This is a genomic window from Paenibacillus nanensis, from assembly GCF_003583765.1.
Lineage (GTDB): Bacteria > Bacillota > Bacilli > Paenibacillales > Paenibacillaceae > Pristimantibacillus > Pristimantibacillus nanensis.
The window spans coordinates 389,382-411,182 of record NZ_QXQA01000002.1 but is presented as its reverse complement, the minus strand read 5'-3'; the positions used below and the strand labels follow the sequence as shown (position 1 = coordinate 411,182).

General features: G+C 54.0%; 15 protein-coding genes. 11 read left to right on the top strand and 4 right to left on the bottom strand.

Annotation, left to right across the window (positions count from 1 at the left end):
• Positions 1-167: 167 nt before the first annotated feature.
• Positions 168-2,639, top strand: coding sequence for a glycosylhydrolase-like jelly roll fold domain-containing protein (locus D3P08_RS05045; protein WP_119598346.1), 2,472 nt, complete (start codon positions 168-170; stop codon positions 2,637-2,639).
• A gap of 85 nt (positions 2,640-2,724) precedes the next feature.
• On the opposite strand, the gene D3P08_RS05040 is transcribed toward D3P08_RS05045, so the two are convergent.
• Positions 2,725-5,052 carry a helix-turn-helix domain-containing protein gene (locus tag D3P08_RS05040; protein ID WP_162848364.1) on the bottom strand — a complete coding sequence of 776 codons (2,328 nt, stop codon included), beginning with the start codon at positions 5,050-5,052 and terminating at the stop codon, positions 2,725-2,727.
• Between the two features lie 302 nt (positions 5,053-5,354).
• On the opposite strand from D3P08_RS05040, the gene D3P08_RS05035 reads away from it, so the two are divergent.
• The 4 genes from D3P08_RS05035 to D3P08_RS05020 all read left to right on the top strand — a co-directional run bounded on the left by D3P08_RS05035 (position 5,355) and on the right by D3P08_RS05020 (position 13,396).
• A complete protein-coding gene (locus D3P08_RS05035; protein WP_119598344.1) occupies positions 5,355-6,932 on the top strand; it encodes an extracellular solute-binding protein in 1,578 nt (525 codons plus the stop codon).
• Positions 6,933-7,008: 76 nt separating this feature from the next.
• Complete coding sequence (locus D3P08_RS05030; RefSeq protein ID WP_119598343.1) at positions 7,009-7,908, top strand: ABC transporter permease; 900 nt, start codon at positions 7,009-7,011, stop codon at positions 7,906-7,908.
• Positions 7,909-7,927: 19 nt separating this feature from the next.
• On the top strand, positions 7,928-8,797 hold the full coding sequence (locus D3P08_RS05025) for a carbohydrate ABC transporter permease (RefSeq protein ID WP_119598342.1): 870 nt from the start codon (positions 7,928-7,930) through the stop codon (positions 8,795-8,797).
• 75 nt (positions 8,798-8,872) lie between these two features.
• Positions 8,873-13,396: an OmpL47-type beta-barrel domain-containing protein gene (locus D3P08_RS05020; RefSeq protein WP_119598341.1), complete on the top strand. Its 4,524-nt coding sequence runs from the start codon at positions 8,873-8,875 to the stop codon at positions 13,394-13,396.
• 80 nt (positions 13,397-13,476) lie between these two features.
• On the opposite strand, the gene D3P08_RS05015 is transcribed toward D3P08_RS05020, so the two are convergent.
• Positions 13,477-14,013: a dihydrofolate reductase family protein gene (locus D3P08_RS05015; RefSeq protein ID WP_119598340.1), complete on the bottom strand. Its 537-nt coding sequence runs from the start codon at positions 14,011-14,013 to the stop codon at positions 13,477-13,479.
• 147 nt (positions 14,014-14,160) lie between these two features.
• On the opposite strand from D3P08_RS05015, the gene D3P08_RS05010 reads away from it, so the two are divergent.
• The 5 genes from D3P08_RS05010 (at position 14,161) to D3P08_RS04990 (ending at position 19,185) form a co-directional block, all read left to right on the top strand.
• Positions 14,161-14,526 carry a winged helix-turn-helix transcriptional regulator gene (locus tag D3P08_RS05010; RefSeq protein ID WP_119598339.1) on the top strand — a complete coding sequence of 122 codons (366 nt, stop codon included), beginning with the start codon at positions 14,161-14,163 and terminating at the stop codon, positions 14,524-14,526.
• Positions 14,527-14,699: 173 nt separating this feature from the next.
• Positions 14,700-15,359 (top strand): hypothetical protein, encoded by a 660-nt coding sequence (locus D3P08_RS05005; RefSeq protein ID WP_119598338.1) that lies wholly within the window; start codon positions 14,700-14,702, stop codon positions 15,357-15,359.
• A 153-nt stretch (positions 15,360-15,512) separates the two neighbouring features.
• Positions 15,513-16,985 (top strand): spore germination protein, encoded by a 1,473-nt coding sequence (locus D3P08_RS05000; protein WP_119598337.1) that lies wholly within the window; start codon positions 15,513-15,515, stop codon positions 16,983-16,985.
• A gap of 4 nt (positions 16,986-16,989) precedes the next feature.
• Entirely contained in the window at positions 16,990-18,084 is a 1,095-nt protein-coding gene (locus D3P08_RS04995) for a GerAB/ArcD/ProY family transporter (RefSeq protein WP_162848363.1), read from the top strand.
• Complete coding sequence (locus D3P08_RS04990) at positions 18,085-19,185, top strand: Ger(x)C family spore germination protein (RefSeq protein WP_119598335.1); 1,101 nt, start codon at positions 18,085-18,087, stop codon at positions 19,183-19,185.
• A 22-nt stretch (positions 19,186-19,207) separates the two neighbouring features.
• Here the strand turns inward: D3P08_RS04990 and D3P08_RS04985 are convergent, their stop codons facing one another.
• Complete coding sequence (locus D3P08_RS04985) at positions 19,208-20,047, bottom strand: DUF2935 domain-containing protein (protein WP_119598334.1); 840 nt, start codon at positions 20,045-20,047, stop codon at positions 19,208-19,210.
• Between the two features lie 157 nt (positions 20,048-20,204).
• Between D3P08_RS04985 and D3P08_RS04980 the strand changes: the two genes are divergently transcribed.
• Positions 20,205-20,705: a hypothetical protein gene (locus D3P08_RS04980; RefSeq protein WP_119598333.1), complete on the top strand. Its 501-nt coding sequence runs from the start codon at positions 20,205-20,207 to the stop codon at positions 20,703-20,705.
• A gap of 80 nt (positions 20,706-20,785) precedes the next feature.
• Here the strand turns inward: D3P08_RS04980 and D3P08_RS04975 are convergent, their stop codons facing one another.
• A complete protein-coding gene (locus D3P08_RS04975) occupies positions 20,786-21,754 on the bottom strand; it encodes an alginate lyase family protein (RefSeq protein WP_119598332.1) in 969 nt (322 codons plus the stop codon).
• Positions 21,755-21,801 lie beyond the last annotated feature (47 nt).

Below are 21,801 nucleotides of genomic sequence, written 5' to 3'. Positions count from 1 at the left end.
AGGGGAGGGAGTAACTAACGCCTTCCTCTTTTTTAATTCGTTCGGATGTTCTGCGCAAGATTAACGACTTTTCGTGCAATTCGAGCAAGATTTAGAGTCGATCTGAACTCGCAAATCTTTTAGAGTAATAAAAATAGAGGGACATTCGTTGAAGCGAGGTGCCAAATGTGAGCGAGCTAGAGCGTTTAAAAGGGCAGTTTGTTCATCCTCCGGCCGAGTTCAGTCCGGTTCCGTTTTGGTTTTGGAACGATGAGCTGCAGAAGGAAGAGCTCATTCGGCAAATTCACGATTTTCATGCGAAGGAAGTCGGCGGCTTTGTGATCCATCCCCGGATGGGGATGCCGCATACGATGCCTTACTTGTCGGAGGCGTATTTGGACATGGTGGAAGCAGCCGTTGCCGAAGCCGAGAGGCTGGGCATGCGGGTTATTTTATATGATGAAGGGATGTATCCCTCCGGCTCGGCTTGCGGCATGGTCGTGAGGCAAAATCCGAATTATGCCAGCCGCGGATTGGAATTAAGAGAATATCCTTGTGAAGCGAGCGGCAGCTCCGAACGGATTCCCTTCACCTTGCTGCCCGGGGAGACGCTTGTGTCGGCTCAAGCCGTCCGCAAGCTTTCCGCCGGCGCATACGACGCAGGGAGCGTGCGCGTGCTCGACTATGAGAAGGACGGACTGGCGTTCACGCCGCCGGACGCCGGCAGCTGGTCGATTCTGTTGTTCATCGAGACGCCCTCCTACGGCACGATACGCGGCGTGCATCAAGGGCAGGATGACGGCGAGCCCGACGCTCCGCTAGCGGCCGACCTGCTTAATCCGGATGCGGTACAAGCCTTTATATCGCTCACCCATGAAAAATATTACGGGAGATTAAGCCGTTACTTTGGGACAACGATATTTGCCATGTTTACCGACGAGCCGGATCTGCTTGGACGCGGTCATAAGAAGGGGATAAAGCCGTGGACACGGGGATTTATGGACGAATTTCTTGCGGGCGGCTGCAGGGAAGAGGAGCTGCCTTCGCTCTGGTTTCATGCCGGAGACACAGCAGCCCGAGTCCGAGAGGCTTATGAAGCGATGATTCGGAACCGGATGGCGCGAACCTATTATAAGCCGCTTGCCGATTGGTGCGAAGCGCACGGCATAAGTCTCACCGGACATCCGGCGGGGAGCGATGACATCGGGCTGCTTCATCACTTTCATATTCCCGGACAAGATGTCGTCTGGTGGTTTATTGCGCCCGAAGGGGATAAAGCTCTGGCTGGCGTTCACAGCACGATGGGCAAATGCTCATCGGATGCCGCGCGCCACCTAGGCAGACGGCGTAATTTGAATGAATGCTTCGGCGTCTGCGGCGCGGAGGGCGGCTGGTCGCTGAGCGCCGACAATATGAAGTGGTATTTGGACTGGTTATTCGTCCGTGGTGTCAATCTCATCAGCCCGCACGCTTTCTATTATTCCATCCGCGGCGAACGAAGAGACGAGAGGCCGCCCGATGTCGGACCGCATAATATCTGGTGGCCGGAGTATGCGGCATTCTCCAGGTATATCAAAAGAATGAGCTGGCTGATGACCGACTCTATAAACAGCGCGAGGGTCGCTGTAATGGCAGGGGAGGCATTCCTGCCGTGGCAAATCGTAAGGCCTCTTTATGAGTCTCAGGTCGAATTCAATTATTTGGAGGAGGGGCTGCTTGCAGACTCCTCATGCCGAATCAAAGACGGGACGATCGAGATTGCCGGTTATCGCTATAGCGCGGTATTAATCGAGGAGGGACACCGCCTCTCGCCTGCCGCTTGGAACCGGCTGGAAACGTTTGCCGCGCAGGGCGGATTCGTGATCGAGCTGGCTGAGGCCGGGCGGACCGCGACAGACATTGGCCAAATCGTGGTGCAGAACGAAACGCATATTCCTGATCTGCTGAACGGCAGGCTTGGCAGGCCATTCGCACTAGATCCCGCTGCGGCTTCCATTCGGATCAGCCGAGTCGAAAAAAACGGCATTTATTTCTACGTCATGACGAACGAGGGGGAAGCGGCGTATGAGGGAGCATTGCAGCTAAGCGATTCCAATTCCGGTCTCACGGAATGCTGGCGCCCTTGGTCGGGAGCATGCTCGCCTGCCAAGATGGAGCATTCGGAAGCGGGGAAGCGCGTTCCTATTCATATAGAGCGAAGAGAGTGTCTGATCGTCGCTGTCGATCCGAGCCGGGGCCACATCAATCGCGAAGAAGCGCAGGTTCATAAGACGCTGCTGACGGATTTATCGGAAGGCTGGCGCGTCGTCGAAGGACCGATGCTCGGCGACTTGAAAGAGCTGACGTCATGGACCGAGTGGGGCGATATGAATCGCTATTCGGGTACGGTTAGTTACGAAAAAAGCTTCGAGCTCGATCTGTCATCCGGGCATACCGAATGGCAGCTGGATCTCGGCGACGTTCACGAGCTCGCGCGGCTATGGGTAAACGGTACGGAAGCCGGCGTCCGAATGTGGAAGCCGTATGTATTCGACATTGGGCGGCATGTCCAACAAGGCACAAACGTCTTGCGCGTCTCCGTAACGAACAGCTTGGCTAACCGTTACGACGGCCAATCATTCCCGTCCGGCTTAATAGGACCGGTACGGCTTCTCGGATAACGAATGATGTCCGTATCCGGCGGATTGCCAATCATGCGCGCGGCTTGATGGCGAACACCCGATTTCGCTATTGGACGAATCCGCTTTACGGATTCGTCCGTTTGCTTCCATGCGCGAGCAGCTTATCCGCGGAATGCTGCTGCCGGTATTGACCGGGGGTAAGCCCCGTCCTGGCTTTGAATATTTTATTGAAGTAGCTGACATTTGCATACCCGACCTCGCCGCAAATTTCCTCGATGGAAGATCCGTGCCGCTCCAGCAGCTCCATGGCTCGCTTAATCCGGAGCTGAATCAAATAATCGCCAACCGTCATCCCCGTCGATTCCTTGAAAATGCGGCTTAAATAAGAGGTGCTTCGCTGCACGTATTCGGCAACCGTATCGACGGATATGTTTTTATTGTAGTTCGCCTCCATATACTCCGCCGCCAGCTGAAGGGTAACATCCGACATTTTGGACCGTTTCTCTTTATGATAGTCGATAATGCGGCTGCACATGCCCAGCAGGCACGCTTCCATGTCCGGGAGCGTTTCGGCTCGGGCCAGCGTATCGGTGTATGCCGGCCGTTCGCCGAATACGGCAGTCATATCGCCGCGGGTCTGGACAAGCGTCTTGACGATTTCGCCGCTCAGCTGGAAGAACAACTGCTGAATATTCGCTTTGTTCAGCTTTTTGTCCATCGCGGTCCGCGTGATGAGCTTGATCGTCTTGAAGCATTCCTCTTTATCCGTTTGCAGCAGCGCCTGCTGCAGCTTCGTTTCCAGCTCGTACGGATAATAATGCGCCTCTTCTTCCGTTTTCCAGTCTCCAAGAATAGTATACGGCAGCACTTCGCCTTTCCCGATGTACATTTTTAAATGCAGCGCTTCTAGCGTGTCTTCATAAGCCAAGCGGACCGATTGCTCGCCGCAGAATATCCGGCTGACCGCGATCGTCACCGTCAAGCCGTATCGGCTTTGCAGCAGCTGCTTCAGTCTATTGGCCTGCTCTAGCGGGAATGTATCCGAATCAGGCGGGACGGAGAGAAGGATGATCGTCCGTTTGTCGTCTTTGGCAAATATTTCGCCGTCGATGTCGGTCCCCAGCTCTTCCATAAGCCCGTAACGGAACAGATGGAATTGGAACATGCCGTCCGGTCCGTTCACCGGGTAAGGCTCCTCCAGTTCGATTGTGAGAACGGCAAACCGGGCGAAATCAAGCCGGATTCCGAGCAGCTCCGCCGTTTGGTCCGTACTGCCGCCTAAGAGGAGATCGTTTAAATATTTTTCTTTAATCGCCGTGCGGTTGTTGGTTAAGAGGGTATCTACCTGCCGTTTCTCCTTCATCAGCGTCTCCCAGCTGCGGACCATCTGGTCGAACCGCTGCCGGATGAAGCCGGCTTCATCGCCCGCGGACTGGTTCGTGACGGCGCCTTCACGCCTGCCGGCCTCCGTGCCCCCGATGTAGGAGATGACGCTTTGCAGCGGCCGGTACAATCTTCGGGACAAGTAGAAGGAAAGCGCAATGGCGGCTGTCAAATAGGCCGCCGCTACGGCGACGACGATAAATTTAATGCGGTTCATCCCTTGCAGAAGAACGGAACGATCGGTAATATCGACGAATTTCCAGCCGGTGAGCTCGGAGGTGGTATAAGAGACGATCCGGTCGGAGCCGTCGATGTAGGAGCCGCTGCCGGAGGCCAGCTTTCCGAGGTCGGCGCGTTCAAGCAAGGCTTCGCCTTCATCGGCGTCGGAATATAGCAGCTCGGAGTTCGGCCCCAGAACCAGGGTCACCCCTTTTTTATTGTGGTAATGGCTTAAATAATCGTCGAACAGGAGATCCAGCTTCAAATTGACGACGATCGCGCCGTTCACTTGGCCGATAAGCGGCATCTTCTGAAGCAGGCTGGAAGCGGAGCTCTCCGGCGAAAAGCCGTCCGGCCGCCCGGTTAACCATAACGTGCGGTTTTCAGAGGGATGCATCCATTCATCCAGCCAGGAACGGTCTGCAAAAGTGGAGATAGGGGATGTCTTGATCTCAGGACGCGACGTTAAGACAAGCTCAAGCGGCTCGTAATAGAGGTAGACGGAATCGACGTAAGGACTCATCTTTTTCTGCTCTTCCACGAAACGGGATAAATCGATCAGCGAGCTGACGGTCAACTTGTTGCTGCCGTTCGTTTTGTACAAATAGGACTGGTTCGCGATCATGCCGGCAGCCGCATATTTGATGGCGGTCAGCTCCTTATGAATAAGCTCTTGCTGCTGCGTCAGAATCGATTCGTTGTACGAGATCGCGTTCTGAACGCTGTTGTCGGCCGAAATTTTGTAAGTGACTGTCGCAATTAGTATGACGGTGATTACGGCAATGGCGGTCATCGAAAGCAGCAGCTTGACGAACATCGTATTGTGCTTGATCGATCGGTATACCGGCATCATCAATGCCCCCTCCATCTTTGATTGCGCTTACATTTCCGAGTAAAAGCTAATACGGGGATTATACCACAGATGCGATTGGCGGATAGCGGAAGCTCGAAAAACATACAAAAAAGAGAAAAACATAACCGTGAAAAAGAAGCCCCCAAAGCCAAAAACATAAAAAGTACCGAAAGAGAGGGTTGTGCAGCCGATGGGAGAACGTTATCGTAAAACCTGTAACCGCTCTCAAAAACCCGGCCGGGTGACAGCGCAAACCAGAATGCGGTATTTCTATTATCGAATCATTAGGGGGATTGCACATGAGACGAAAGACAATGGCCAGCGCGATTACGGCGCTTCTCGTGACGGCAGGCTTGCTGGCCGGCTGCAGCTCGGGCTCAAATACCAATAACACGGAAACGGATCCAAACGCGAGCGTAAGCCCCAGCGCGGCAAACGGCGAGCAGGCTGCGGAGCCTGTGGAGATTACATGGGGCATCCACTTCCAGGCGGCCGGGGTTGTCGAGGACACGCCGGTTCAGAAGTGGCTTGAGGATAAATTCAATGTAAAGATCAAGCCGGTGAAGGTAACGGACGCCAGCATCGCCTCCGGTGATATTCCCGACATCTTTATGCTGGGCGATCCCGCCAACGTAGCGGCATACCAGAACCAGGGCGTCCTCATGAGCATCGATCCGGGCATGCTGAGGGAGAAGATGCCCGAATATTACGCGGATATCGAAAAGAACAGCAAGCTGTTCCAGACGGTAACATTTGACGAAGAGCTATGGGCGATCCCGATGTTCATCGATTTGAAGCCGTACGACTTGGCGATGCTGTGGCGCAAGGATTGGCTGGACAACGTCGGCATTACGAAGGTTCCGGAAACGCTGGACGAATTCGAACAGGCCGTGTACGCCTTTGCGCAGAAGGATCCGGACCAGAACGGCCAAAAGGACACGTACGGCTTGACCGGCACGGCGACGTCCACCTGGTCCTCCGGCTTCTATTCCATCTTTGGAGCGTTCGGCGTAGAACCGACGATGTGGCATGAGAAGAACGGGGAAATCGTGAACGGCTCGGTCATGCCCGAGACGAAGGAAGCTTTGGCTAAGCTTCGTCAATGGTACGCCGATGGCGTTATCGACCCTGAGTTTATTACCGATACGCAGGACTCGTACCGCAAGAAGCTGTATAACGGCAGGATCGGCGTCATCGAGGAGCAGATCGCCAAAGCCGCGCTGCCTGAATCTGCAACGGTAACCGAGATGAAGTCGCTTAATCCCGAGGCGGAGCTGGCGTTCGCCAGGAATCCGCAAGGTCCCGGAGGACACGGTTCATGGGATTGGGGCGTAAAGAGCAATTTTATCGTCATCGGCAACAAGGTGAAGGACCAGCCGGAGAAGCTGGAGAAGCTGTTCGAAATTTTGCAGGCGCAAAGCAGCGACGAAGAAACGATCAACCGCACCAGCCTTGGAGAGAAGGGCGTCCATTGGGACTTCGCCGAGAGCGGGGCCGCATCCGGCGCCACCAAGTTTTTGGCAGGCTTCGAGAAACAGGAGGAGCGGGACCAGCAGGGCATTCGTCTCTTCTCGCTCGGCAACATTACGACGCAGGCATACCGTGAAAAATATTCCAATCCGGCGCTGAACGAAGCGATTAAAACCTATTCCTCGGCTCCGAATTTGACCGACGCGCTGTTGTTCTCGGCGCTGCCTTCGGACGGCAAATACAAGGCTGATCTGACCTCGCTCATGCAAAAGTACTTCGCGCAAATGATTAGCGGGGAAATTCCGCTTGATGATTTCGACAAGTTCGTAACGGAGTGGAACTCGCGCGGCGGAGAAGAGCTGACCAAAGAAGCGAACGAGATGTACCAGGCGCAATTCAAAAATTAATCCGATTCCGCGGCTTCGCAAGAGCCGAAAAACGCCTCTTGCGGAGCTCACGGAGCGGCCTTCAAGGAAGTGTAGCATGAAAACGATACGCAAACACGGAGAGCTGCTCGCGCTGTTTTTGTTTTCCTTTTTGTTTTTCTTCCTCTTCAAGTACGGTCCGCTGTATGGCGTCGTCATCGCATTCAAAGATTTCCGGGTCGTGGACGGGATTTGGGGAAGTCCATGGGTAGGGCTCCAGCATTTTATCGATTTGTTTCAGAACAACGACTTTTACCGGCTGCTGAAAAACACGCTGCTGCTCAACCTGTACCTGCTCCTCTTCGCCTTTCCGGCGCCGATTGTTTTGGCGCTGCTGCTGAACGAGATCCGCTCCCGGTATTTTCAGCGGTTTATTCAGACGACGATGTATTTGCCCCATTTCGTATCCTGGGTCATTATGTCCGGTCTTGTCATTTATTTTCTATCTCCGACCTCCGGCGTCGTCGCCGAGATCGCGGGATGGTTCGGGCAGGAGCCCGTCTTCTACATGGGCAAGAAGGAATATTTCCGCCCGATCATTGTGGCTTCCGCCATTCTGAAGGATCTCGGCTGGGGCTCGATCATCTATTTCGCCGCTTTGACGGGAATCAATCCGGAGCTGCAGGAGTCGGCCATCATCGACGGCGCGAACCGGTGGCAGCGGATGGTCAAAATCAATATTCCGTCGATCATGCCCACGATCGCCATCATGTTTATTTTAAGCTTGGGCGGATTTTTAAGCGCGAATTTCGAACAAATCATTAATTTGCTTAACCCGGTTACGATCGACACCGGCGATGTCATCGACACGTACGTCTATCGGGTCGGACTTCAGCAGTTTCAGTACAGCTATACGGCGGCGATCGGCTTGTTCAAATCGCTTGTCGGACTTCTGCTTATTTTAGGCGCCAATCTGGCTGTCCGCAGGCTGAGCAAAGGGGAGAGCGGATTATGGTAAAAGCGGGAGGGAGTCCGTTATGAAGGCGGCAAATTGGCGGGATCGAATCGCCCCTATCGTAATTTATTTCGTATTATCGGCATTGGCGCTCATCGTTGTATATCCGTTCATCCATGTGATTTCGGTTTCCTTCAGCGGCCGTGGGGAAGCGCTTCGAAGCGGCTTTCATTTCTTCCCCCGGGATTTCGAATGGGGAGCGTACAAAGAGCTGCTGGAGTATCCGTTCGTCTGGTCGGGCTACGCCAATACGCTGTTCCGGATGGCGGTCGGCACGTTTCTGACGCTGCTCGTCACCGTTTGCGCCGCTTATCCGCTGTCGCGTCCCGATTTCCCGATGAAGCGGGTTCTGGTGCTGCTGCTGCTGTTCACCATGATATTCGACGGCGGGATCGTGCCGAACTATCTGCTTATGAAGGAGCTGCATTTGCTGAACTCGCTGTGGGTATACGTGCTGCCGACGGCGGCCAACGCCTTTCAAGTGCTCGTCATGCTCTCGTTCTTCCGGTCGATACCGGTTGCGCTTATCGAAGCGGCCCGCATCGACGGGGCGAGAGATATGCGGATCTTGCTTCGTATCGTGCTGCCGCTGTCCATTCCGGTCATGGTTACGATCGGTCTTTGGTCGCTGGTCCATCATATCAACGCGTTCAGCGACAATCTGCTGTATGTGACCGATCAATCGAAGTTCGTGCTGCAGCAGGTCGTTCGGCAAATCTTGATCGAGAACAAGCTGGATCCGTTCACAACGGCGACGAATATGACGCCTCCGGCGCCGGAGAGTCTGAAGATGGCGTCGGTCATCGTATGCTCCTTGCCCGTTCTCGTGCTGTATCCCTTCTTGCTCAAATATTTCGAGAAAGGAACGATGATCGGATCGGTTAAAGGTTAAGCTCCGGGAGCAATCTAGCGGGAACCATAAGGTTCCCTCCCGGATATTCCAATCCTAAGGAGGCTTAATAGTAGCATGAGAAGAAATACGATGCTGGTCTTGCTCGCGATATTTTTAATGGCAGGCAGTTTTCCGGTTCAGGAGGCGCAAGCGGAGCAATCCCCAAGCTCGGGGGCCGTCTTTTTTGTTTCGCAAAATGGAAGCGATTCCAATCCCGGCACGGAAGCGGCTCCTTTCTTGACGCTGGAGAAGGCGAGAGACGCCGTTCGCCAGCTGAAGCAAGGGCCGGGGCTGCCGGACGGCGGCGTAACGGTATACTTGCGCGGTGGCGTCTATAGCCGGACCGGCAGCTTCCAGCTGGAGGAGCAGGATTCGGGCGCCGCGGACAAACCGATCGTTTACCGGGCGTATCCGGGCGAATCGGTACGGCTGACGGGCGGCCAAAGCCTGGAGAAAAGCTGGTTCGCTCCGGTTACCGATCAGGCGGTCCTTGGCCGGATCATCAGCCTAGAGGCCAGATCAAAGGTGCTTCAAGTGAATTTATTGGATCACGGCATTACCGATTACGGCGTCATGAGCCGTCACGGGTATTACTTGGCGAACGACGTCAGCAAGACACCTCCGATGGAGCTTTATGTGGAAGGAGAGGGAATGACGCTTGCGAGATGGCCGAACAGCGGAACGGTCCAAATGGGCGACATTCTCGACCAGGGCCCGACCCGCAAAGATCCCGATCTGCAGACGCGGGGCGGCACGTTCACGTATACCTATGAGCGTCCGGATCGATGGACGGAAGCGGACGACATATGGCTGGACGGGATTTTCGGCTACAGCTGGGAATGGTCGTACAATAAAGTCGCTTCAATCGACACAACGAATAAAACGATTACGCTGGCGTACGGCGAAATGAGCGGGCTGTTCAAAAATTGGTACCCCGACTTCCATTTCGCTCAAAACCTGCTGGAAGAGATCGACATGCCGGGCGAGTATTACATCGACCGGGACGAAGGCATTCTCTATTTCCTGCCGACGGCAGCCTTCCAAGCGGAGGAAGCGCCTGAAATTACCGTGTCCATGCTGAAAACCCCCATGATCAATGCGGTTAATACGTCGTATGTGACGTTCGAGGACCTCGTTCTGGAGAACGGCCGGGATTCGGCGGCGGTCATTATGGGCGGCAGCCATGTACGTCTGGTGCATTGCGAGATTCGTAACTTTACAGAAGGCGGCGTTCGGATAAACACGCAAAGCCGCTGGCTGTATAACGACTTTGCCACGGCATCCGGCAAAAATCATGCCGTTGTAAACACCCATATCCACCATGTCGGAGGTACGGGAGTCATTCTGAACGGCGGAGACCGGCTTACGCTGGAGCCAGGCAACAATGTGGTGGAGAACAGCCATATCCATGATTTTGCCTACTACCACAAAGCGTATAACCCAGCCGTCATTTTGACCGGCGCGGGCAACCGCGTATCCCGCAGCGAAATTCACGACGCTCCCCACCCGGGCATTCTTATCTTCGGCAACGATCATATCGTGGAATACAACGACATCTACGATGTCTGCAAAACCTTCTCCGATCTCGGCGCTATCTACATGAACTTAGGCGCGTCGCCGCAGGAGCGGGGATCGGTCATCCGGCGCAATTATTTCCATCATATCGGGGAAGGCAAGGCGGGCGTACAGGGCGTGTATCCGGACAACTTCACGATGGGCATTACGATCGAAGAAAATATTTTTTACCGCATGGGGAATTCGGCCGTTCTGAACAATGGAGGCGCCCACATCCGCACGCGCAACAATCTGTTCATCGACGCCAAGGTTCCTTACGACTATGCGGACTTGTACCTCGGCGACGGCCCGGAGCAGCAAATCTCCAAAAACTATATGGGGCCATGGCATGCCCTGTTCGAAAAATATAATCACTTCGTCGGCATGCCTCATCTCGAGAAATACCCGGAGCTTGCGAATTTCTTTACGGAGAACCGGTATTACCCGGATACGAACACGTTCCAGGGCAACGTGATTTACAATCCGACGAAGCCAAGAAGCAGCACGACGAATGCGAACGGCGCTTACGATAAATTCAATCTCGTCCAATACGCGGACAATTGGGTGACGAATCAGGATCCGGGCTTTGCCGATTTTGCCGGCGGCGATTTGAACTTAAGGCCCGATGCGGCGGTGTTCCAGCAAATACCGGGCTTCCCGGATATTCCGTTCAGCGAAATGGGGATTACGGGCAAAGCCGGCCCTTATCTGGCGCCGGATGCGATCCCTGTGGAAGGCGTCGAGCTGTATGACGACAGCGTGACGATCGGCATCGGTAAATCGTATTCGCTGTATTCCGCCGTACTCCCTTGGAACGCCACCAACAATAAGCTTGTATACACGTCGAGCGATCCCGCTGTCGTGAAGGTGGACGCCGACGGCAAGCTGAAAGGCGTTAATCTGGGCAGCGCCGTCGTCACGGCGGCATCCGCCGACAATCCGCTCCTCCGGGACGAGGTTCAGGTGACGGTCGAGGTTGGGGACGGCATTATGGATGAAACCAATTTCGAAAACGGCAGAAACACGTGGCCGAGCGACCCGAACCGGAGCATTGTAGATACGGGCGACGGCAACCGTATGTATAAGCTGCTTAAGGGCGCGACCGCGCTGAACGAAAATGATTACAGCAGCTACGAGCTTACTTTCAAGCTGCAGACGCCGCCGGTCATTCCGGAATTGGCTACGTTCTATGTGTTCGACCGGCTGAATCCGAGCGGCAGCGGCGGCCGAATCGGATACCGGAAGTTTGCGGACGGCACGTCCTCGTGGCTTTTGTACAACGGGGCTTGGGCGACCGTCAAACAGAACGTGCTGCCGTCCCATGATTTGCTGCCGGACACCGTCTACGACATGAAGATTATCGTCAAAGGGCCGGAGATCAGCGTCTATGCGAATGGCCAGCTCAAGCTGAAGGCAAGCGACGCGACCTTCAACGCTTCCGGCAAAGTCGGTTTCTATGCCGGCGGCTTTGACTATCTGCTCTTCGACGATATTCGATTTAAGGTGCCGACAACGGACGTCGCCGGCTTGCTGCTGGATAAGAGCAGCCTGAATATGGTCGTGGAGGAGCAGCAGCAGCTGCAAGTCCAATTCGATCCGTCGGATGCCGAGAACCGCTCCGTCGTATGGCACTCCGCCAATCCGGGAATCGCTGCCGTCGATGCGAATGGAGTCGTGACCGCAATAGCCAAGGGGGAGACGACCGTCACGGTAACTTCCGCCGCCAACCCGGCAGCTGCGGCATCCGCCCGCATTATCGTATCGGATATTCTTCACTTTACGGATTTCGATTCCGGCGCGAACGGCTGGCCGGTCGATCCGAACCGCAGCATCGTGACGGTGGACGGCAACAAGCTGTACCGGATCGTTAAAGGCGCGAATGCGCTCCATCCGAAATCCTTTACAAGCTATGACCTAACGTTCAAGCTGCAAATGCCTGCCGAAACGCCGTCGCAGGGCACATTCTACGTATACGACCGGTCTGCGTCCGGCTCATCGGGGAAGGTGGGATACCGCAAGCTGGCGGACGGCACCTCGCAATGGATTTTGTATGACCCGAACTGGGCGGCGCTTCAAACCAAAAACGTTCCGTACGAGGACCTGCAGCCTGGCATGGCCTATGATTTCCGGATTATAGTCGACGGCGCAAGCGTACGCGTTTTTGTGAACGGCGAGCTGAAGCTGAGCGCGGATGATCCGAACCACCACCCGTCGGGAGCGGTCGGCTTCTACGTCGGCGGCTTTAATGAAATGTGGTTCGACGACGTAAAGTTCACCTTGATCGATCGGATTGCTCCCGTGACGTCGGCGGTTGTTACCCCCGAGCAGCAGAACGGTTCGGACGGCTGGTACAGCGGGCCCGTTACGGTCGAACTGACGGGGGCGGATGAGGGGAGCGGCGTGACGGGCACCGAATACAGCACGGATGGCGGAACAACCTGGCAGCCATACACAGAAGCGCTGAGCTTCAGCCAGGACGGCAGCTACTTGATCCAATACCGTTCGGTTGACTGGGCCGGGAACCGGGAGGAGGCGAAGTCGCTCGGCTTCAAGCTGGACGCGACAGCTCCGGTGCTGTCCGTTACGCAGCCGTCTGAGGCGGCATACGCCGATTCGGAATCTTTAATATTGTCCTGGGAGGCATCCGACGCGTTGTCCGGCGTAGCAAGCGCCGTGGCGACATTGGATGGACAACAGGTTGTGCAAGGCGCGGAGATCCCGCTCTATACGCTTGCTTTGGGTACGCACGCATTTACGCTATCCGTCAGCGACAAAGCCGGGAATGCGCAGGAGATTACCGTCACGTTCTCCACGTATACCGACGCGAACGCGCTGAAGGGGCTTGTAGCCAGCTTCCGTCAGATATCCTGGATCGATAACGACGGTATCGCAAACAGTCTGCTTCAGAAGCTGGAGCACGGTCAGCTTGAAGCGTTCATCCGTCACGTGGAAGCCCAAAGCGGCAAGCATATTGACGCTGAAGCGGCCGGATATCTGCTGCGGGACGCACAGGCGATATTGGAAGAGACGGGAGAGCGGGAGTAGGAAACGGCCAAAGGATGGAACGCCTATGCGTTATCGCATAGGCGTTTTTTCCTGCTCTTGATAAAGCGTTTCCCGCGGTTTCACCCGTTCATCGCATAACGCAGTTGAACGACTCCGCTGCCAAGGGACTTGCAATCCAGCAGCTGGACTGGTTTGTGCCTGTAGGCTTCTTGGTCGATGAGAAGATTCAACCCTTTGCCTTCCATTACAGGCACCACATTAAATATCACTTCGTGAATAAGTCCTTGGCTGAGAAAAGCGTTGTGTATCTCCGCTCCGCCGCTGACGAGCGCGGTAGGGTGTCCTTTTTTTCGCAAAAAATCCAAGGCTTCCTGAGGCGACCTTGCCACCGTTACGCCGGGAATAGCCTGCGCGCTTTTGGAAAGTACAACGATGTCCAGCCCGGTGAACGGACCGCCAGCGTTGGCCTGCTCCTCCGCTGAGATTCGGCTCGGGTCTTGCATGCCCTCAAAGGTACGCCTTCCGACAATCAAATTTCCCGCCGCATTTGCTTGTGCTGTAAAGTCGTCCAACGCTTCCTTTTTCGGCGGGTTATCGGGGCCGGATTGCGCATAATTGCCGTTAGCGGTTAAGGTTGCCCATAAAATGGTTTTCATCTTTTTTTCTCCTCATTTCCTGTTTTATAATTTTTTGGATGGATGGCGGTCCGCTTGATTTACAGTTTAGTCCTCCTGTGGTACTTTTGAAAAGTAGTTACATTTTTGTGCAATAGTTTCAAAAAATGAACTATGGAGGGATAGTAGATGATGGACCGGACATGTCCGGGCAAGGTTGAGCCGATTCTGGAAATTTTGGACGGCAAATGGATGCTGCTTCTGTTGTTCGAGTTGTTTAACGGTACACGGCGTTTCGGCGAGCTTCGGCGCAAGCTGCAGCCGATCAGCCCGAAAACGTTAACGGATCGGTTGCGGCTTTTGGAAGAGAAGGGTTTGGTCACGCGCACGCTGTTTCCCGGCGTACCGCTGCATGTCGAATATGAACTGACAGAGTCAGGGCAGGGCTTGCAGCCGATATTCGCAGCCATGTGGGCATGGACTCAGCAATATGGAGGACAACTGCGTGCAGAGCCGGAGGATGAAAGGGAACAAGAAGATAAAGTCGTGTTGTAACGTTCTGTCCAAGGGGAGCGATTCCATATTCGAAGGTTAGAAAAAGGTCCGTCCTTGTGATGGATCTTTTTTTTGTGTATGGAGCAGCGAACATTATGTAAAATATATTTGACATTATGATTGTTAAATATTACATTATGTATAGAAGTATTTACTTGTGAAGGAGAGATCATATGAAAATATCAGTCTCCGGTTTAATCCGTTCCGCCGGAATGGCGGCAATGCTGGCAGGAATCCTCTTCATCGTCATTCAGCCGCTCCATCCGCCGGATACGCTCGCATCCGTCTCGACTAAGGCTTGGGCAATCATTCATTATTTGACCATTGCCATGGCCCTCTTCGGCTTGACCGGCGTTACGGGGATATACGCCAGGCAAGCGAGAGAGGCGGGCTGGACCGGCTTGGCGGGATTTGTTCTGTTCAGCTTCTTCTGGTTAGCTACGATCGCCTTCACGTTCGTCGAAGCCTTTGTCCTGCCGAAGCTGGCGGCAGACGCGCCGGAGTTTGTGGAAGGTTACCTGGGGATCTTCAGCGGGGGCGCCAGCGAAGCTGATCTCGGTGCGCTTCCTGCTGCAGCTCCGCTAGCCGGCGGCATGTATGTTTTCAGCGGCTTGTTCCTTGGCATCGCCACTTTCCGTTCCGGCATCTTGCCGCGCTGGGCGGGTGTCCTGCTAGCTTTTGGATCCATCTCGACACTCGCCTCCTCGCTGCTCCCGCATCCTCTAGACCGGATATTAGCGGTGCCAATGGGGCTTGCTTTGGTCTGGCTGGGGTATGCGCTTTGGTCGGAACGGGAGAGAAAGCTTAACCTCGAGCCGAAATTTGCAGGCTGACCGAACATCCTTGATCGAACAAAGTCCCTCGATTTTAGAGGGGCTTTTGTTGTTAGTAGGCGCTAAGTCTTACTTCCTGCCCTTCGTGGCATAAAATTCCTGTTTTTGAAGAAGATTATACCTAGCGCGGATGGGAATCGGAGGTTCGGTGCAATGTTGGATCAAGAAGAGCGGCTCCGGCCGGGAATGCCCGAGATCAAACCAGTCTTGCAGCGGCACTTCAAGGAAGTGTCGGATTTCGTCATGAAGTCCATTCGGCTGGGATTCAACGGACAAGCCGTTCTGATCTCGTATCTAAGCGTTGTTGTGGACGAAGACAAGCTGAGCCGGGACATCATTCAGCCGCTCATTCTAAAGGCGGAAACCATCGAACAAGTTGAGTCGATCCTAGAGCCCGTCCGGCTCGGCTCCTACGAACGCTGGGAAGATATTAATAAGGGCATGTGGAAAGGCCATGTATTTCTCTATCTCGACGGGGAGGCGCATGCCTATTTATTAAATATGTCCTCTTGGCCGTCGGCGCAAGTTAAAGAACCGGATAACGAATCCACATTAAAGGGCACGAGATCCGGGTTCATCGATTCGAACCATACAAACTTGGCCTTGATCCGCCATCATATACCGGAAGAGCGTTTGATCCAGCAGGAAGTCCGCACGGGTCATGAAGGCAAAATACATGCCGTTATGCTTTATCATCCGGATAAAGCCGATCCGGCTAATGTGACGGAGCTGAACGCGAGATTGCGACGCATCGACTCGCAGGCGTTGATGAGCATGGGAGAGCTGGCCGAAAGCTTGGAAGATAACAATTATTCGATGCTTCCTCAGCTTCTGCTGACGGAGAGGCCGGACGTCGTGGCTTCCGGCATTATGGAAGGCAAAATCGCCATACTTATGGGTCATACCTCGCAAGTCATGCTCGCGCCAATGACGTTTTTGTCGTTCTTTTTATCGGCGGACGACCGAAATTTGCGATGGCCTGTCGTTACCTTTTTTCGTCTTCTTCGGTTTATAGGCTTAGTCATCGCTATTTTTTTGCCGTCGTTTTATATCGCGGCCGTCTCCTATCATTACGAGATTATTCCTATCGACTTGGTCTTGTCGGTCGGCAAGTCGCTGGAGCGAGTGCCTGTTCCGCCGATACTCGAGGCGCTTTTTATGGAGCTTATCTTGGAAATGCTGAGGGAGGCGAGTCTTCGGCTGCCGCCCAAGGTAGGACAATCGGTCGGCATAGTAGGGGGGATTGTCATCGGACAAGCGGCTGTCGAAGCCGGTCTTGTCAGCAACGTCATGGTTATTGTTGTGGCGCTGACGGCCATCGCCTCATTCGTCCAGCCGAATCAAGATATGGCGGCAGCTGTCCGCTTGCTGAGATTTCCGTTTATGATTGCCGCCTTCCTCATGGGGCTGGTCGGCATCGTCATCGGCATTATGGTCCTGGTCACCCATATTATCTCCATGCAATCCCTCAAGGCGCCGTATGGGAGTCCCTTATTTCCGATCGATACGAAGAAATGGCGGTCAGTTCTGGCCCGGCTGCCCCAAGGAGGCTTCCGCAACCGGGCGGACAGCGCCGTTGCAGGGAATGACCCGCAAGCCGATTCATCAAGTCGAAGCAAAAGGTGATGTCATGAGTACCCCATCGCAACAGCTCAGCCATAAACAATACATCTTTTATATGTATAAGACCCAGATTGGGATCGGTGTATTGATTCTGCCGAACGTTCTGACGAAGGCTGCGGGGAACAGCGGATGGATCTCGCTCCTCCTCGGATGGATGATCGCAACCGCTTCGGGATATTTCATGATTCAAGTAATGAAGCGTCATCCCGGCCAAACGTTCGACGGAATGCTGCAGGCTGTGCTCGGCAAATGGGCGGGGCGGACGGTTCTGGCGTTGTGGGTCGCCTATACAGCTTGTACCGTCGCCGTTGTTTTATATACCGAAGTGAACATTATCCAAATATGGATATTGCGCGACATGAACCAGCTGCTATTGGTATTGGCGCTCCTTATTCCGGTATACAGGCTTGCAAGGTGCCGGCTTCAAGTACAGGGAAGGTACGCCGAGTTCGTCTATATTTTCACATTTTGGATGCCGCCTTTAGTTTTGTTTTCGCTCAAGGAAGCTCATGCGCTTAACCTTCTTCCTATCGCGGGAGATGGCTTATGGCCGATTCTAAACGGTATTCGAGCATCGTTGGTGCCGTTCCTCGGCTTCGAGACGGCTTTTTTGCTTTATCCTCATCTGCAGGATAAGACGAAAGCGTTCAAAGGGGTGCTCGCCGCCAACAGCTTATCGTTATTGATCTATATTTTTGTATTCCTTACGTCTACGATGTATTTCAGCAGCGAAGAGCTTCGCACATATTTATGGCCTACCTTGCAGCTGCTGAAGGCCGTTACGATGCCGTTTATCGAACGTTTTGAGATCGTGTTTTTGGCGTATTACATCATACTTGTTACGCAGACGCTAAGTGCATACTTGTTTTTCGCGGCGTCCGGCATTCAAAGCTTGATCGGTTCAAAAGACCATAAAAGGCCCGTTGTTCTGTTAATCGTTCTATTGATCGGAGTAGCCTGGATTTGGAAGCCGACGCTTGAGGAAATGGAAATGGTTTCCGGCGGGTTTGATACCGTTTCGATCGGTATGGGTTATGTTTTCCCGCTGTTGTTATGGTGCTGTTGGGAAGCAAGACGAATGGCCAAAGGAGCGCTGCGTTAAATGAAGCTGACCAAATCACTTGTGCTCACACTAATTTTGATAGCCGCCACGGGGTGCGCAGACCGTACGGAGTTGGACGAAAGCTCGTTAGTGACCATCATTGGTATGGATACGAACGATAACCGCGAGCTTTCTATAACAGGAATGGTGCTGGATTTTAATGAAGAGTCGAAGTCGCAGGAGATTCTATTGTCCGGCAAGGTGCAATCGCTGCGGGAGGCGAGAACGGTATTAGGGGCCAAAAGCGCGGGGGAATTTCTTAGCGGCAAGCTGCAGGTCTTGCTGATAAGCAGAAGCTTGCTTCAAAAAAACGAGATGATGCCCTACTTGGACGTGGTGTTCCGGGACGCGAAATTTTCGAACAGCGCTTTACTGGCCGCTTGCGACTGCTCTGTTAAAAAGCTGATGGAGGGCAAGTGGAACTCGCAGCCGATTTTGACGGAATACATCCGCAAGCTTATCGAGACGGGACACCGGTCGGAAATGACGGTTCGAACAACCTTGCAAAATTTTCACTACATGCAGACGGAAGAAGGGGTGACGGCGGCGATATCGGAGATTAAACCGGTAGGGAAGGAGATCGCCGTAACGGGAACCATGCTGTTGAACCATTCCGGCAAAATGGCTTTGCATTTGAACAAGGAAGAGAGCGCGCTATTGCTGCTTCTGCAGAACGAGATCGAGCTTCCCGTGTCCTATACGACGACGATTCATGGCGAAGAAGGGGATTCGGTCGTCAGCTTCGACATGAAGAAGGCTAAAGCTAAAGTCAGGACGGCATACAGCAACGGCAAATTTCAATTTCATATTCGCGTTCCCATTCGAGCGGAGATCGCGGAGCTGGATGGTCCGTATCACCTCGCGGCGGATAAGAAGCTGATCGAGTCTCTGCTTACGGACGAGGTCGAGCATGCCTTCAAACGCTTGATCGGCAAGCTGCAGGCGCATAAGGTGGACCCGGTCGGCTACGGCCTATACGCTAGGGCGTTTCAGTATAAACAGTGGAAGGAAGTGCGGGAGGATTGGGGCGCAGCCTTCGGGCAAGCCGATGTTGATATTCAGGCGACGATAGCCATCGATTCGTTCGGCGTCATCGAATAGCGGCTTCCGTTTCCGCCGGAGGTTACGCCTCCAGCGGAAAAGAAGGCTTTGTTAACGGGCAGTTCGGCAGCTTTTCGATCGACGGATCGAATGCTTCCAGCTTGTGGATGAAGTAACACGTTTCCGGCAAGTGATGCTCCAGAAAACGCAGCGTCGCTCTGGATAGCACGCTCGTATTCGTATACATCGCGATAATCCGTTCAACAAACCGGTAAAAATCCGCGGTGAGCGCAGCGGTATCCCGGGCCAATTGCAATTGCGCTTGAAAACCGGGCGGCGTGAACCGAAGATATCCTTTAAACGTATCGTTCTTCAACATAAGGGCTTGAAAACCTCTCGCAAAATCCGAGGCGCCCGTCGTGAAACCGAGTTCAACCGGGTCGAGGACGTTGCCGAGCAGCACGGCATGGCCCAGCTGATCCTCCAGCCAAAGATCGAGAAGGTCATACAAGGATTGCGGAACGGGCTCGCTGCCTTGCATATAATAACCGAGCAGCCGAAGATATTCTTGATTTTCGTTCAAGGTGCCGTTCAAGTAGGTCGGGGTCAGGTTCAAATTGACCGCGTTTTCGATGCGCAGCCGCTGCATATGGCCTTCGAATTGATAATAGCCGGAAGCGATGGGGTAAATCTCCTGCGCGATCTGAATCATCTCGGGAGATGAAGCGGGCAAATCGATTTTCAACTGATTCACCTTTCCGCGAAGCGCATGAAACGAATCGATGTACCATTGAGCCGTCTGTACCCACTTTGTTTCTGTCGGCGACAAATAATCACGTATAAAGTGAGCATGATCGTCAAGAATTTCGAGCCAGAAAGCATGCTCCTGATACGGAGTAAAGATGGAAGCCCCCGCCGTCATGGAAATCAGCCCCTTCCCTGGATGAATGATTACATAGTAATGTATGTAGGCCTACATTCGAGTATGATGATCCGCTGCTTTGGTCTTGACCGGAATAATAGTTCCGTATTGGGGCTCCCGGGCATATACATAAGGAAAACAGGAAGGGGTGACTGGCATGAGATATACGGTGCAATATATTCCCCTTAGCAAGCTAAAGCCCGGGATTTCGGTCCAGCTGACCAAGCGGATCAAAGAGCTGCGCAAAGCCGCTCAGGATTGCATGCATCTGATGATTGTCCGAAAAAGCAGGAAAGCGGGCGGATATGTCATTATTAGCGGCAATCATCACTTCGACTATTTTAAAAAGCATACAAGAAAAGCGGTCGCGCCCTGTCTGGTCGACGAAAGCAAAGCGCTGGAAGGACTTCATTCGCTGATTCATCGGATGCGCAAACGGAAGCTGCCCTATGAGGTGCCCATTCTAAAGCGGGAGCGGACTCCGGCAAGCAGCTGGACCATTATTCGACGGTTTTTGAAGCAGGAGCCCCGGTTTAAACAGCTTTCCCGCAGGCAGCAGGTCAAAGTGCTCCGTCTCGGACTTCAGTATAAAAAAACGACCATGCTGTCCATGAAAGCGATGGTCGACGATATAGTAAATCGCAATAAAACCGGTTAACGTGAAAGAGCCTTGACGGGCAGACGTCAAGGCTCTTTTTGCTAACCTCGTAAGACGGAGAGAGAAGCTTTGCTCCGTCCTTAGACTTCAAACAGCAGCTCGGGGAACACCCAAGCATAGGATTGAAAATAGCCGCTGCTCCGATTGATATGGCCCGTTACCGGACGGCGGGGAGCGGCAAACCGTTCATAAGCGGGATCGCCGTAAACCTTGGCCATCGCCTCGAATAAATCAAGCGGCCACGTATCGGCGGATAGCGGCGAGGGAACCTCTTGGCCCTTATCGTACGGCCATTCCTCCGCTCGGCCGTCGGCGTAATACAGCAGCGTATCAAGCGCTTGCTTGATGGTTTTTCCGCTTGGCGAGATCCAGCGGAACAAATCTTCCCCCGCGTAGTCCAGGACTTGCTTGGCTGCCGCCGTGAGGGGGGCGAGGGCGAAATAATGGTACCATATCGCCTTCGTGCCGCGGTCCGCTTCATCGGGGAGAAAGCCGGAATCCGCAATGGAAGCGTCGATATGCGCCTTAAGATTGGCGGCTTCTTCCGCGAATCGGACCCTGTCGTCCATGAACCGGAACAAGGACAGCTGGGCGTACAGACTCCAGCTCCACCAGTTGTTCCGCAGCGGAATGCGGTCCCATGCCGGCAAGCAAATCCCGGTCATCCACCGGATGAACAGGGCCCGGTCCTCCGGCCGCCAGCCCGTATATGGCTTGATCAGCAGCGCTGCCTGAATGAAGCCGGATCCCAAATAAGCGGATACAAGCGGTCCGTCATTGTCCGCGATTTCCCGGTTGACGGCGGCCCATCCGTTGATCAGCTCGCTCGCCTTGTCGGCGTAGGCCGCTTCGCCGGTCAACCGGTATGCAAGCGCAGTCGCGTAAGTCGCTTGGGCATCCGCCTCCATCAGCCGTTTGGCGGCCTGATGCCCGGTCGCGTCGTAATAAAAGCCGGGGATGCGCCAATTCGGGACGGCGTGGGTTGAAACGGACAAGCTTTCGTCCGCAAGCCGAAGCAGAAGGTCTCTTGCAGCGGTGTGAGGAAGCATAGGCGCTTAATTTCCTTTCTTTCCATACTCATATTTGTTGAAATCAT

Excerpts from the sequence above, each read along its gene's own strand:
- D3P08_RS05010 (WP_119598339.1), top strand. The coding sequence starts at position 14,161 with ATGATGGACCGGACATGTCCGGGCAAGGTTGAGCCGATTCTGGAAATT.
- D3P08_RS04980 (WP_119598333.1), top strand. The coding sequence starts at position 20,205 with ATGAGATATACGGTGCAATATATTCCCCTTAGCAAGCTAAAGCCCGGG.
- D3P08_RS05040 (WP_162848364.1), bottom strand. The coding sequence starts at position 5,052 with ATGCCGGTATACCGATCGATCAAGCACAATACGATGTTCGTCAAGCTG.
- D3P08_RS04985 (WP_119598334.1), bottom strand. The coding sequence starts at position 20,047 with ATGACGGCGGGGGCTTCCATCTTTACTCCGTATCAGGAGCATGCTTTC.
- D3P08_RS05015 (WP_119598340.1), bottom strand. The coding sequence starts at position 14,013 with ATGAAAACCATTTTATGGGCAACCTTAACCGCTAACGGCAATTATGCG.
- D3P08_RS04990 (WP_119598335.1), top strand. The coding sequence starts at position 18,085 with ATGAAGCTGACCAAATCACTTGTGCTCACACTAATTTTGATAGCCGCC.
- D3P08_RS05020 (WP_119598341.1), top strand. The coding sequence starts at position 8,873 with ATGAGAAGAAATACGATGCTGGTCTTGCTCGCGATATTTTTAATGGCA.
- D3P08_RS05030 (WP_119598343.1), top strand. The coding sequence starts at position 7,009 with ATGAAAACGATACGCAAACACGGAGAGCTGCTCGCGCTGTTTTTGTTT.
- D3P08_RS05025 (WP_119598342.1), top strand. The coding sequence starts at position 7,928 with ATGAAGGCGGCAAATTGGCGGGATCGAATCGCCCCTATCGTAATTTAT.
- D3P08_RS05005 (WP_119598338.1), top strand. The coding sequence starts at position 14,700 with ATGAAAATATCAGTCTCCGGTTTAATCCGTTCCGCCGGAATGGCGGCA.
- D3P08_RS05035 (WP_119598344.1), top strand. The coding sequence starts at position 5,355 with ATGAGACGAAAGACAATGGCCAGCGCGATTACGGCGCTTCTCGTGACG.
- D3P08_RS05000 (WP_119598337.1), top strand. The coding sequence starts at position 15,513 with ATGTTGGATCAAGAAGAGCGGCTCCGGCCGGGAATGCCCGAGATCAAA.
- D3P08_RS04995 (WP_162848363.1), top strand. The coding sequence starts at position 16,990 with ATGAGTACCCCATCGCAACAGCTCAGCCATAAACAATACATCTTTTAT.
- D3P08_RS04975 (WP_119598332.1), bottom strand. The coding sequence starts at position 21,754 with ATGCTTCCTCACACCGCTGCAAGAGACCTTCTGCTTCGGCTTGCGGAC.